At 65.1% G+C, this 12,702-nt stretch carries 10 protein-coding genes; 9 read left to right on the top strand and 1 reads right to left on the bottom strand.

What is annotated here, in order from left to right:
- Positions 1–168 precede the first annotated feature (168 nt).
- From B3098_RS28525 to B3098_RS28495, 7 genes are all read left to right on the top strand, one after another.
- Entirely contained in the window at positions 169–2,520 is a 2,352-nt protein-coding gene (locus tag B3098_RS28525) for a bifunctional salicylyl-CoA 5-hydroxylase/oxidoreductase (RefSeq protein WP_286900746.1), read from the top strand.
- Positions 2,517–3,308, top strand: a complete 792-nt coding sequence (locus tag B3098_RS28520; RefSeq protein WP_286900744.1) for an SDR family NAD(P)-dependent oxidoreductase — start codon at positions 2,517–2,519, stop codon at positions 3,306–3,308. Before B3098_RS28525 ends, B3098_RS28520 begins: the two co-directional genes overlap by 4 nt.
- Before the next feature lie 42 nt (positions 3,309–3,350).
- Positions 3,351–4,208, top strand: a complete 858-nt coding sequence (locus tag B3098_RS28515; RefSeq protein ID WP_286900743.1) for an enoyl-CoA hydratase family protein — start codon at positions 3,351–3,353, stop codon at positions 4,206–4,208.
- A 2-nt stretch (positions 4,209–4,210) separates the two neighbouring features.
- Positions 4,211–5,380 carry an acyl-CoA dehydrogenase family protein gene (locus B3098_RS28510; RefSeq protein WP_191578247.1) on the top strand — a complete coding sequence of 390 codons (1,170 nt, stop codon included), beginning with the start codon at positions 4,211–4,213 and terminating at the stop codon, positions 5,378–5,380.
- 62 nt (positions 5,381–5,442) lie between these two features.
- Positions 5,443–7,083, top strand: a complete 1,641-nt coding sequence (locus B3098_RS28505; protein ID WP_279975160.1) for an AMP-binding protein — start codon at positions 5,443–5,445, stop codon at positions 7,081–7,083.
- Between the two features lie 25 nt (positions 7,084–7,108).
- On the top strand, positions 7,109–7,549 hold the full coding sequence (locus B3098_RS28500) for an acyl-CoA thioesterase (RefSeq protein WP_191578240.1): 441 nt from the start codon (positions 7,109–7,111) through the stop codon (positions 7,547–7,549).
- Between the two features lie 49 nt (positions 7,550–7,598).
- Entirely contained in the window at positions 7,599–8,006 is a 408-nt protein-coding gene (locus B3098_RS28495; RefSeq protein WP_175125933.1) for a RidA family protein, read from the top strand.
- Positions 8,007–8,958: 952 nt separating this feature from the next.
- On the opposite strand, the gene B3098_RS28490 is transcribed toward B3098_RS28495, so the two are convergent.
- A complete protein-coding gene (locus B3098_RS28490; RefSeq protein WP_286900739.1) occupies positions 8,959–9,945 on the bottom strand; it encodes an AraC family transcriptional regulator in 987 nt (328 codons plus the stop codon).
- Positions 9,946–10,234: 289 nt separating this feature from the next.
- Here B3098_RS28490 and B3098_RS28485 point away from each other — a divergent pair, with 289 nt between their 5' ends.
- Both B3098_RS28485 and B3098_RS28480 read left to right on the top strand, forming a co-directional pair.
- The gene (locus B3098_RS28485; protein WP_286900738.1) at positions 10,235–11,425 is read left to right on the top strand and encodes an ABC transporter substrate-binding protein; all 1,191 of its coding nucleotides are present in this window, start codon (positions 10,235–10,237) and stop codon (positions 11,423–11,425) included.
- 32 nt (positions 11,426–11,457) lie between these two features.
- Positions 11,458–12,702, top strand: a complete 1,245-nt coding sequence (locus tag B3098_RS28480; RefSeq protein WP_279975163.1) for a dienelactone hydrolase family protein — start codon at positions 11,458–11,460, stop codon at positions 12,700–12,702.

The raw sequence follows: 12,702 nt of genomic DNA, 5'->3' as shown, positions 1-12,702 counted from the left end.
TCGTCCCCATTTCCCCGTCCCCCTCCAGCATCACTAAATACTTTCCCTCATTTGCACACCCACCACTTCCGATATATATTTCAAGCCTAAACTATCCAGACCTAAATATCTGCGGCTTCCGCTCCAGCACCACAGAGCGACTGTCGCGTACTTGGAGCGTATACGGCAATGAAGATAGTCTGCATCGGCGGCGGTCCCGCCGGCCTGTATTTCGGTCTGCTCATGAAACTGCAGAACCCCGCCAACGAAGTCACCGTCATCGAACGCAACCGTCCGTATGACACTTTTGGCTGGGGCGTGGTCTTCTCCGACGCCACCATGCAGAATTTGCGTGAGGCCGATCCCGTCTCGGCGCAAACCATTGGCGATGCGTTCAACCATTGGGATGACATCGACATCCATTTCAAGGGACGCAGCATCCGCAGCAGCGGCCACGGCTTCATCGGCATTGGGCGCAAGAAGCTCCTGAACATCCTGCAGGCGCGTTGCGAAGACGTGGGCGTGAAGCTCGTGTTCGAGAACTTCGTCCAGGACGACCAGGCCATCGCCCGCGAGTACGACGCCGATCTGGTCATTGCCTCGGACGGCATCAACAGCCAGATCCGCACCCGGTACGCCGATACGTTCCATCCCGACATCGACCAGCGCCGCTGCCGCTTCGTGTGGCTGGGCACCAAGAAGGTGTTCGATGCCTTCACCTTTGCGTTCGTGCAGACCGAGCACGGCTGGTTCCAGGCGCATGCTTACCGGTACGAGGACGGCATGTCGACGTTTATCGTCGAGACGCCGGAGGAAACCTGGCAGGCTGCCGGCATCGAGCAGATGAGCCAGGAAGAGGGCATCGCCTATTGCGAGAAGTTGTTTGCGTCCTGGCTGGACGGCAATCCGCTGATCAGCAATGCGTCGCACCTGCGTGGTTCGGCGATCTGGATCCGTTTCCCGCGCGTCATCTGCAATACGTGGGTCCACTGGAACAAGCTGGACACCGCCCGTGGCGAGCGCCGCGTGCCGGTCGTGCTGATGGGCGATGCCGCGCACACCGCGCACTTCTCCATCGGATCGGGCACCAAGCTGGCGCTGGAAGACGCGATCGAGCTGGCGCGTTGCCTGAGCGGCGCGGAAGGCAGCGTCGAGGCCGGGCTGCATCATTACGAGGAAGTGCGTAGCGTCGAGGTGCTGAAGATCCAGAACGCCGCCCGCAACTCCACCGAATGGTTTGAGAACGTCGAGCGCTACGCCGACCTGGAGCCCGAGCAGTTCGCGTATTCGTTGCTGACCCGTTCGCAGCGCATTTCGCACGAGAACCTGCGCCTGCGCGATCCGGCCTGGCTGGAAGGCTTTGAGCGCTGGATCGCGGAACGCGCTGGCGCGGCCACGCCCGAGGGCCGGCGTCCGGCGATTCCGATGCTGACGCCTTATCAGGTGCGCGGCGTGCGGCTGAAGAATCGCATCCTGGTGTCGCCGATGGCCATGTATTCGTGCACGGACGGCGTGCCGGGAGATTTCCATCTGGTTCACCTGGGCGCGCGCGCCATGGGTGGCGCCGGCTTGGTGATGGTGGAAATGACCTGCGTGTCGCCCGATGGCCGCATCACGCCGGGGTGCCCGGGGCTGTGGAACGACGAGCAGCAGCAGGCGTTTGCCCGCATCGTGAACTTTGTGCACGGCAACAGCGATGCGCGCATCGGCATGCAGTTGGGTCATGCGGGCCGCAAGGGGTCGACGCAGCTCGGCTGGCAGAAGATCGATCATCCGCTGGCAGAGGGCAATTGGCCGCTGGTGTCGGCATCGGCCCTGCCGTACATCGAAGGCGTGTCGCAGACGCCGCGCGCCATGACGCGCGCGGATATGGACGAAGTGCGCGACAACTTCGTGGCGGCGGCGCGCCGCGCGGCGGCTGCGGGCTTCGACTGGCTGGAGCTGCACTGCGCGCACGGCTATCTGTTGTCCAGCTTTATTTCGCCGCTGACCAATCGGCGTGAGGATGAATACGGCGGCAGCCTGGAGAACCGGCTGCGCTTCCCGCTGGAGGTGTTCCATGCGGTGCGCGCCGTGTGGCCCGAAGACAAGCCCATGTCGGTGCGGATCTCGGCCAGCGATTGGGTGGAGGGCGGCATCACCGCGGACGATGCGGTCGAGATCGCGCGTCACTTCAAGGCGGCGGGCGCCGACATGATCGATTGCTCGTCCGGTCAGGTCAGCAAGGAAGAAAAGCCGGTGTACGGCCGCATGTTCCAGACGCCGTTTGCCGACCGCGTCCGCAACGAAGCCGGCATCCCGACGATTGCGGTGGGCGCCATCTTCGAGGCGGATCACGCCAACGGCATCATCGCGTCGGGCCGTGCAGACCTGTGCGCGCTGGCACGTCCCCATTTGGCTGACGCCTCCTGGACGCTGCGCGAAGCGGCGCGCGTGGGCTATGTTGATGTGTCGTGGCCGAGCCAGTATTTCGCCGGCAAACGCCAGCTTGAGACCAACTTCGAACGCGCCGCCGCGATGGCGCAACTGGATATCAAATGAACGCACAACCGCTACCGCTCGCCGGGCGTCACGCCCTGGTGACGGGCGGCGCCCGCGGCATCGGCCTGGCCGCCGCCCGGTCGCTGATGCAGCGCGGCGCCCGCGTCACGCTGCTGGGCCGCGATGGTGGCGCGCTGGAGGCCGCGACCGACGAGCTGGCCCGATTGGGTCAGGTGCAGGCGGTCAGCGCGGACATTGCCGACGAAGCCTCGGTGCGCGCGGCCTTCGCGCAGGCCGAAGCCGAGTTCGGCCCGGTGCTGATCCTGGTGAACAACGCGGGGCAGGCGGTCAGCCAGCGTTTTGACCGCACGGACGCCGCGCTGTGGAACCAGATGCTGGCCGTCAACCTGACGGGCACCTTCCATTGCATCCAGGCGGCGTTGCCGGGAATGCTGCAGGAAAAGTGGGGCCGGGTGATCAACGTGGCCAGCACCGCAGGGCTGATCGGTTATGGGTATGTAAGCGCCTACTGCGCTGCAAAGCACGGTGTTATCGGGCTGACCCGGTCGCTGGCGCTGGAAACGGCGCAGAAGGGCGTGACGGTCAACGCGGTCTGCCCGGGCTATACCGAGACCGACATCGTGCGCGGCGCCGTCGCCAACATTGTCGAGAAGACCGGCATGACGCCGGAAGCCGCCCGCCTGAAACTGGCGGAGCGCAACCCGCAGGGCCGCCTGGTGCAGCCCGAGGAAGTGGCCGAGACGGTCGCGTGGCTGGCGCTGCCGGCCTCCGCTTCGATCAACGGCCAGGCGATCGCCGTCGACGGCGGCGAAGTGATGACCGGCTGAGGCCGGCGTTCCATCCACCCAGCATTCATGAACGGAGACACCATGAGCACCCAGCCCGAAGAGCACACCATGAAGCATCACAAGCGTCCCATCGCCGGCTACCAGGCGAAGACGTTCCTGTGGCAGGTGTCGGACGACGGCAAGGTCGGCACCATTACGCTGAACCGTCCCGAGCGCAAGAATCCGCTGACGTTTGATTCGTACGCGGAACTGCGCGATTTCTTCCGGTCGCTGGTGTATGCCACCGACATCAAGGTGGTGGTGGTGACGGGCGCAGGCGGCAATTTCTGCTCGGGCGGCGACGTGCACGAGATCATCGGCCCGCTCACGAAGATGAGCATGCCGGAACTGCTGGATTTCACGCGCATGACGGGTGATCTGGTCAAGGCCATGCGCGCCTGCCCGCAACCCATCGTGGCGGCCGTGGACGGCGTGTGCGCGGGCGCGGGGGCGATGGTGGCGCTGGCGTCGGATATGCGCTTGGGCACGCCGGCCGCGCGGACCGCGTTCCTCTTTACCCGCGTGGGGCTGGCGGGGGCCGACATGGGCGCGTGCACGTTGCTGCCGCGCATGATCGGTCAGGGCCGTGCTTCCGAGCTACTGTACACCGGCCGCGCGATGACGGCCGACGAGGGCGCGAGCTGGGGGTTTTTCAATGCGCTGCACGAGTCCGGCAAGCTGCTGGAAGCGGCGCAGACGCTGGCGGCGCAACTGGCCGCAGGTCCGACCTTCGCACACGGCGTGACCAAGAAGCTGCTGCACCAGGAATGGAACATGGGTGTGGACGAAGCCATCGAGGCCGAAGCCGAAGCCCAGGCCATCTGCATGCAGACGCGCGACTTCCGCCGCGCCTACGAGGCCTTCGTGGCCAAGCAGAAGCCTGTCTTCGAGGGGAATTGATGATGCGCGACGCAAGCTGGCTGGACTGGCCCTTTTTCGACGACGCGCATCGCAAGCTGGCGCATGACGTGGACGCCTGGTGCGAGCAGTCGCTGGGCGACGTGGACCATCACGACGCAGATGCGGCATGCAAGAAGCTGGTCAAGGCCATGGGCCAGGCCGGATGGCTGCGCTACGCGGTGGCGGGTGGCCCGGGCGGGGCGTGGGGCGGCGCGCTGCCGGAGGTCGACTCCCGCGCGGTGTGCATTCTGCGCGAGACGTTTGCCCGGCATGAAGGATTGGCGGACTTTGCGTTTGCGATGCAGGGCCTGGGCAGCGGCGCGATTTCGCTGATGGGCTCGGATGCGCTGCGCCAGCATTACCTGCCGCGCGTGGCGCGCGGCGAGGCGATTGCGGCCTTTGCGTTGTCGGAGCCTGATGCGGGGTCGGACGTTGCCGCGCTGGCCTGCGAGGCGAAGCTGGACGGCGATCACTATGTGCTGAATGGCGCCAAGACGTGGATTTCGAACGGCGGCATTGCGGACTTCTATGTGGTGTTCGCGCGCACAGGCGAAGCTCCCGGTGCGCGGGGCATCAGCGCGTTCGTGGTGGATGCAGACACGCCGGGATTCGAGGTGGCCGAGCGTATCGACCTGATCGCGCCGCATCCGCTGGCGACCATCACGTTCGACAACTGCCGCATCCCGGTGACGCACCGGTTGGGCGACGCGGGGCAAGGTTTCAAGCTGGCCATGATGACGCTGGACATCTTCCGCGCGTCGGTGGCGGCGGCGGCGCTGGGGTTTGCGCGCCGGGCGCTGGATGAAGGATTGGCGCGCGCCAAGTCGCGCCGCATGTTCGGCCAGACGCTGGCCGACCTGCAACTGACGCAAGCCGCGCTGGGCGACATGGCAACCGCCATCGACGCCTCGGCGCTGCTGACGTACCGCGCCGCGTGGATGCGCGACGTGCAGAAGCTACGCACCACGCGCGAAGCGGCGATGGCCAAGATGACGGCGACGGAGTCGGCGCAGACGGTGATCGACCGGGCGTTGCAGATGTTCGGCGGCGCTGGCGTGGTGTCGGGGATGCCGGTGGAGAAGCTTTACAGGGAAATCAGAGCGCTGCGTATCTACGAAGGCGCCACGGAAGTGCAGAAGTTGATCATCGCCCGTGAATTGCTGAAGGCATAAAGGGCCATCGAGCGCCTGCTTTTTGCAACGTAAACCGCATCGCACAGCCAAGGGGAATTTTCATGGAAGTATCCGCCCACATCGACACCTTTGCCCGGGACAACCTGCCCCCGGGCGAACAATGGCCTGAGTTCCTGCTGGACGGCCCCGACGTGGCCTATCCAAAGCGTTTCAATTGCGCGGTGGAATTGGTTGACGCGATGGTCGGCCGAGGCCACGGCGATCGCGTGGCGCTGCGCTGGCGCCAGGACGGCAAGCCGGCAACGATGACCTACGGCGAACTGGCCGCGCTGACGAACCGCATCGCGCGCGTGCTGACCGAGGACATGAAGCTGGTGCCGGGTAACCGCCTGCTGCTGCGCGGCCCGAACAATCCGATGATGGCGGCCTCGTGGCTGGCGGCGATCAAGGCGGGGCTGGTGACGGTGCCGACGATGCCGCTGCTGCGTTCGAAGGAACTGAAGCAGATCATCGAGAAGGCGCAGATCCAGGCGGTGCTGTGCGACGTGCGCCTGAAGGACGAGGCGCAGTTCTGCGCGCAGCCGGATCACGAGAACCACTGCCCGGGTCTGGCGCAGGTGATGTACTTCAACGATTCGGCGGCCGATGCCCTGGACGCGCTGGCGGCCGGCAAGCCTGACACGTTCGAGGCGTGCGATACGGCGGCGGACGATGTGTGCCTGATCGCGTTCACCAGCGGCACGACGGGCTCGCCGAAGGGCTGCATGCACTTTCATCGCGATGTGCTGGCGATGTGCGACCTGTTCCCGAAGCATGTGATCAAGCCGGGGCCGGACGACATTTTCTGCGGCACGCCGCCGCTGGCGTTTACATTCGGGCTGGGCGGGTTGTTGTGCTTTCCGCTGCGAGTGGGCGCGAGCACGGTGCTGGCCGAGAAGCTGTCGCCGGAAAGCCTCTTGGAACTGATCCAGGAGTTCCGCGCGACGATCGTGTTCACGGCCCCGACCTTCTACCGCCAGATGGCGGCGCTGGTGGGCAAGTTCGATCTGTCGTCGCTGAAGAAGAGCGTGTCGGCGGGCGAAGCGCTGCCGGATGCGACGCGTCAGCTCTGGAAGGACGCAACGGGGATCGAGATGATCGACGGCATCGGCGGCACGGAGATGATCCACGTGTTCGTGTCGAGCCCGCCGGAGTCGGTGCGCCGCGGTGCGATTGGCCGCGTGGTGCCGGGGTATGTGGCGCAGATCGTTGACGATGAGATGAAGCCGGTGCCGAACGGGACGGTGGGCCGGTTGGCGATCAAGGGGCCGACGGGCTGCCGCTATCTGGCGGACGAGCGCCAGCGCCGGTTCGTGCAAGACGGCTGGAATCTGCCGGGCGATACGTTCGTGCAGGATGACGACGGCTATCTGTTCTACCAGGCGCGCAACGACGACATGATCGTGTCGGCGGGCTACAACATCGCGGGTCCGGAAGTCGAGGACGCGCTGCTGCGCCATGAGGCGGTGGCGGAGTGCGGGGTGGTGGGCGCGATGGACGACGAGCGCGGTCAGGTGGTGAAGGCGTTTGTGGTGCTGAAGCCGGGGTTTGCGCCAAGCGCAGAGCTGGTGACGGCGATGCAGACGTTCGTGAAGGCGAATATTGCGCCCTACAAATATCCGCGCGCGATCGAGTTCGTGGATACGTTGCCGCGGACCGAGACGGGCAAGTTGCAGCGGTTTGCGCTGCGCAAGATGGCATAGGCATCGCAAGCATCAAGGAAACATCATGGCAGCACCCATCACGACGGCTCCTTTCGTGAGCCAGGTAGAAGTCCGATTCCGCCATTGCGATCCGGCGGGGATCGTGTTCTATCCGCGCTATTTCGAGATGATCAATGATTTCGTCGAGGAGTGGTTCGACAAGGGAATGGGGCTGCCGTTTCATGCGCTGCATGTGGAGCGGCACATCGGTACGCCGATGGCGTCGGTGACGTGCGATTTCAGCGCGCCGAGCCGGTGGCACGAGAAGCTGCGGCAGACGCTTTCTGTACAGCGCATTGGTGGCGCGTCGTTCAAGGCGCTGGTGCGGTTTGAAGGGCCGGACGGCCAGTTGCGGTTGTCGGCGACGCTGACGATCGTGACGGTGGATCTGCGGACGATGAAGTCGATGCCGCTGCCTGCGGATCTGCGGGAACGCATGCAGCATTTTCTGGCAACCGCGGCATAAGCGGGCGCCACCCTGTGGTTTGTTTATTTGATCAATAGGATGAGACGTTATGAAGATTCTGCAACCGCCGGATTGGATGGCGCCCCGGGGCTATTCGAATGGTGTGCTGACCGAGATGCAGGTGGGCAGCAAGATTGTGTTCGTGGGCGGACAGGTGGGATGGAACGGGCAGCAGCAGTTCGAGTCCGATGACTTCGCGGACCAGGTGCGTCAGGCGCTGTTGAACATCGTGCAGATTCTTGCCGAGGGCGGGGCGAAGCCTGAGCATATCGTTCGGATGACTTGGTATGTGACGGATAGGAAGGAATACGTTGCGGCGTATCCGGGTATCGGTAAGCACTACCGGGAGTTGATCGGCCGGCATTTTCCGGCGATGACGGCGGTGGAAGTGGCCGCGCTTGTGGAGGATCGCGCGAAGGTGGAGATCGAGGTGACCGCCGTGGTGCCTGCGCAGTAGTTTTTATGGTTTGACGGTGTATCGAAGGTTCGCCGCTTTTGCTTCCCGGCCGGCACCGGGGGGTGAGGGCGGCGGGCCTTCGGTGCTTATGGGTGGGGTTTTTCTCGGGATGTCGATGACTTCAGGTGTCTGACACCCGTATGAGAAAGTCGTCATTGCGCGGCGGCCTTCGCCGGGTGTCTGACACCGTGCGCGGTGCGTAGGACTGGTTCGGGTGTCTGACACCGTGCGCCGTGCGTAGGACTGGTTCGGGTGTCTGACACCGTGCGCGGTGCTTGCATGCGGTTCTTAAGACGCCCGGCGCGTCGTCGGTCTGGGGCGCGCGGGGCTACGATTGCGGTCCGGAGCCTTCGCTCCGGACTGCCCCTTCGTCAACCTCGTACGCCTTCGGCTCCCTTCGGTTTCCCTCGGGCGCATCTACACGCCCCGCGCACCCCAGACCGCCGCCACGCCGGGCTCGGGCAGCTTCAACTTGTCGGGAGCCGGGGCGGATTGAGTTCTTGAGGTTCTTGCCTGCGATTGCTCGAGCGCGAAGCATCTTGCGGTGCCCGCCCCACGCCGGCCGCGCGGGCGGCCTGGTGGGGCTTACGCCGTGTCTCGCGTCCACGGGCCTGCGCTGCGCGCGTAGGACTGATTCCGGTGTCAGACACCCGCCACGAGCGCGTAAGACTGATTCCGGTGTCAGACACCCCTCGCTTCTGCATCTTCTTATAGGCATGCCGCCGAATTCAGGTGTCTGACACCCGTTTGAGAAAGCCGTCATCGCGCTGCGGTCTTCGCCGGGTGTCTGACACCGTGCGAGCCTCTGCGCACTTTCTTATAGGCATGCCGCCGAATTCAGGTGTCTGACACCCGCATGAGAAAGCCGTCATCTTGCGGCAGTCTTCGCCGGGTGTCTGACACCGTGCGCGGTGCGTAGGACCGATTCCGGTGTCGGACACCTGAATCAGTCTTACGCACCCGCGCGCCGGGTCTCTTTCGGCAACTCCCCAAACCTCTCCCGGTAATACTCCGAGAACCTCCCCAAATGCCCAAACCCCACGCTCAGCGCCACCTCCGTGACGCTCGCATCCGGCTGGGTCTTCAGCCGGCTCCTCGCCGCGTCCAACCGGAACGCCCGCAGCGCATTCATCGGCGTCGTATTCCGGTGTTCCTGAAAAAGCCGGGTGAGCGCAGTCGCGCTCGCCCCGGCATGGCGGGCGATGGTGTTCAGGGTCAATGGCGCACCCAGGCGTTCGCGCATGAACGCCTCGGCCACGCTTAAACGTCGGGGAACCGCGTGGGGGACGCCCGCGTGGGTCTGCCACGTGTTCGGCTGGTTGTACAGCAGGTGCAAAACCAGCGTGTCTTCCAGGTGTTCCAGCCACGCGGCGGGCGGACGGCGGGCGCCATCGTCCAATGTGGGCAGCAAGTGGATCAGGCTGCCCATCATGCTGCGCCAGGCGGCGCCGATGGGGGTGTCCAGGCGCAGGGCGGGGCTGAAGTCCAGGGGGCGGGTGGCGGCTTCGCCGAAGGCGCGTTGGCCCATGGCTTCCAGTTTGCCTCTTGGGATCTTTAGCAGCAGTTGTTCGCAGCCGGCTTCCCAGTGCAGCCGCAGGCGGCGGTTGGGGGCGATGACGGCGGCGCAGTCGGGGTCGGCGTTGACGCCTTCGTCGCCGCATTCGATGCGGGCGCGGCCGCGTAGGGGGACCTGCACCAGCATGAAGTCCTGGAGGCGGTCGGGTTCGATGTGGACTTCGGCGCCGTAGCGCAGCGTACAGACGGTGAGGGAGCCGAAGCGGCCGCGGTTCAGTTCGGCGTCGACGCGGCCGCCCTTCCAGGTGAGGCGGTGGTCCTTTAGGGCTTCGGACACGCGGGCGCGGGTCTCATCCTGTTGCGTGGAGCTGAAGACGCGCCGTTTCAGCAAGGGCGCCAGCTCTAGTCGGGACCAGCCGTGCATGGAAGCCTCCGGGACGGGACCGATCCCGTATCTGCGGGCAGCGTAATGGAATCGCGCGTCATTGGGAATTAAGTGAATCCCGGATAAGCCTGGCGGAATTCGGATAGAGCCGGGGTGGGCGCGGGCCTAATCTTGCCGGGAGGCGCGTGCACGGTGGGCGGGCCTGTTGGAATGGAGGCGCCGCGGCGCGTAAGCTGGGCGACTTGGATCGGCGGCATGCGTGTACCGACGGCAGACGGGTTCTGTCAGCTTTCCGCCAGCGTGACTGGCGGCGAATACGGGGTGGCACATGAATCGACATGGATGGAGCCGGCGCGCGCTGGCGGCATTGGTTTGCATGGGCGCTGCGGTGGGCGCGCCGGGTGTGGCGTCGGCGGCCGACAAGGTGAAGGTGGGGCTGCTGACGACGTTGTCGGGGCCGGGCGCGGCGCTGGGCAACGAGATCCGGGACGGCTTCAATCTGGCGCTGCAGCATACGGGCGGCAAGCTGGGCGGGTTGGCGGCGGAAGTGGTGGTGGCCGATGACCAGCAGAAGGCGGATACCGGGCGTCAGGCGGTGGAACGTCTTCTTAAGCGTGACCGCGTGAACGTGATGACGGGCATCGTGTTTTCGAATGTGCTGCTTCCTGTGATGCCGGCGATTCTGCAGTCGGACACGATTTATCTCAGCACCAATACGGGCCCGGAAAACTATGCGGGCGCGGGCTGTAATCCGAATTTCTTTGCGGTGGCCTGGCAGAACGAGGACATTCCGGCGGCGATGGGCAAGTACGCGGCCGATCAGGGGTACAAGCGCGTGGCGTTGATTGCGCCGGACTACCCGGGCGGGCGCGAGTCGCTGAACGGTTTCAAGCGCCTGTACAAGGGCGGCGTGGCCGAGGAGATCTATACGCAGCTCGGCCAGCTGGACTATGGCGTGGAGATCACGCAGCTGCGCGCCAGCAAGCCGGACGCGGTGTTTTTCTTTTTGCCGGGCGGGATGGGCGTGAATTTCATCAAGCAGTTCAACGGCGCGGGGCTGTCCAAGGACATCGCGCTGCTGGCGCCGGGATTTTCCGGGGATGAAGACACGATCGCGGCAGTGGGCGCGCCGATCAAGGGCCTGCGCAATACGGCGCAATGGGCGGCCGAACTCGACAACCCGGCCAACCGCAAGTTCGTCGAGGATTTCAAGAAGACCTACAACCGCAGCCCGTCGCTGTATGCGTCGCAGGGTTATGACGCGGCGATGCTGCTGGACAGCGCGGTGCGCCAGACGGGCGGCAAGCTGGATGCCGAGGCGCTGCGTCCGGCGTTGCGGCGTGCGGACTTCAAGTCGGTGCGTGGCGATTTCAAGTTCAACCGCAATCAGTACCCGGTGCAGAACTATTACCTGCGCGTGGTCGAGGCGGACGCCAGCGGCAAGCTGTCGAACAAGCTGTCGGGCACGGTGCTGACGCATTACCAGGATCCCTTCGCCGCCGCATGCCAGATGAAGTAGGCCGCCGCAGCTTTGCAATAAAGGAGATACGCATGACTGAACGCATTACGACGCGCGAGGTGACGATCGCCTCGCACGATGGCAAGTCCTTCGGCGCCTATCTGGCGGTGCCGGCCTCGGGCCGCGGCCCGGGCCTGGTGTTGTGCCAGGAGATTTTCGGCGTCAACGATTTCATGCGGCGCAGCGCGCAGCTGCTGGCCGAGGAAGGCTATGTGGTGCTGGTGCCGGATCTGTTCTGGCGTCAGCAGCCGGGCATCCAGCTGACGGACGGGCCGGGGGACATGCCGCGCGCGTTCGAGCTGTACAAGGGTTTTGACGTGGATCTGGGCATCAAGGACATTGCGTCGACGCTGGCGGTGCTGCGCGAACTGCCCGAACAGGAAGGCGGCGCGGGCGTGCTGGGCTATTGCCTGGGCGGCAAGCTGGCTTATCTGGCGGCGTGCCGTACGGACGCGGATGTGGCGGTGGGATATTACGGCGTGGGCATCGAGGACAGCCTTGAGGAAGCCGGCAATCTGCGTGGCCGCCTGGTGCTGCACATTGCCGAGCAGGACGGGTTCTGTCCGCCCGAGGCTCGCAAGCGCATCCTGGAAGCGCTGGGCGGCAAGCCGGGCGTGGAGCTGTACGTGTATCCCGGCGTGGACCATGCGTTTGCACGCACGGGCGGCGATCACTACGACAAGCCGTCGGCGTTGATGGCGCACCAGCGCAGCATGGCGGCGCTGCAGCGCACGATCGGGCCGGAGTTCGATTATTCGTATCTGTGGGACAAGCACTGCGAATATGAATTCGGCACGCGCGACGTGGCGGCGACGATGGCGACAATGGTGGCCGAGCCTTACGTCAACCACATCCCGACGATGACGGGCGGCGTGGGCTACAAGGAGCTGTCGCGCTTCTATCAGCATCATTTCGTGAACAGCAACCCGCCGGACACGCGGCTGGTGCCGCTGTCGCGCACGGTGGGCGCGACGCAGATCGTGGACGAGTTGCTGTTCTGCTTTACCCACACGACCGAGATCGACTGGATGCTGCCGGGCGTCGCGCCGACGGGCAAGTATGTGGAGATCCCGCTGGTGGCCATCGTGAAGTTCCGCGGCGACAAGCTTTATCACGAGCACATCTATTGGGATCAGGCGAGCGTGCTGGTGCAGGTGGGCCTGCTGGATCCGGCCGGCCTGCCCACCGCGGGCCGCGAGACGGCGGCCAAGCTGCTGGACGAAACCCTGCCTTCCAACACGCTGATGGCGCGCTGGAAGGACAGCGCGAACAAGTAG

The sequence above is a fragment of the Achromobacter sp. UBA2119 genome (assembly GCF_002331005.1).
GTDB classification, from domain to species: Bacteria; Pseudomonadota; Gammaproteobacteria; order Burkholderiales; family Burkholderiaceae_B; genus Achromobacter; species Achromobacter animicus.
Note: the sequence above shows the minus strand (reverse complement) of the source record. Positions and strands in the feature narration are given on the sequence as shown.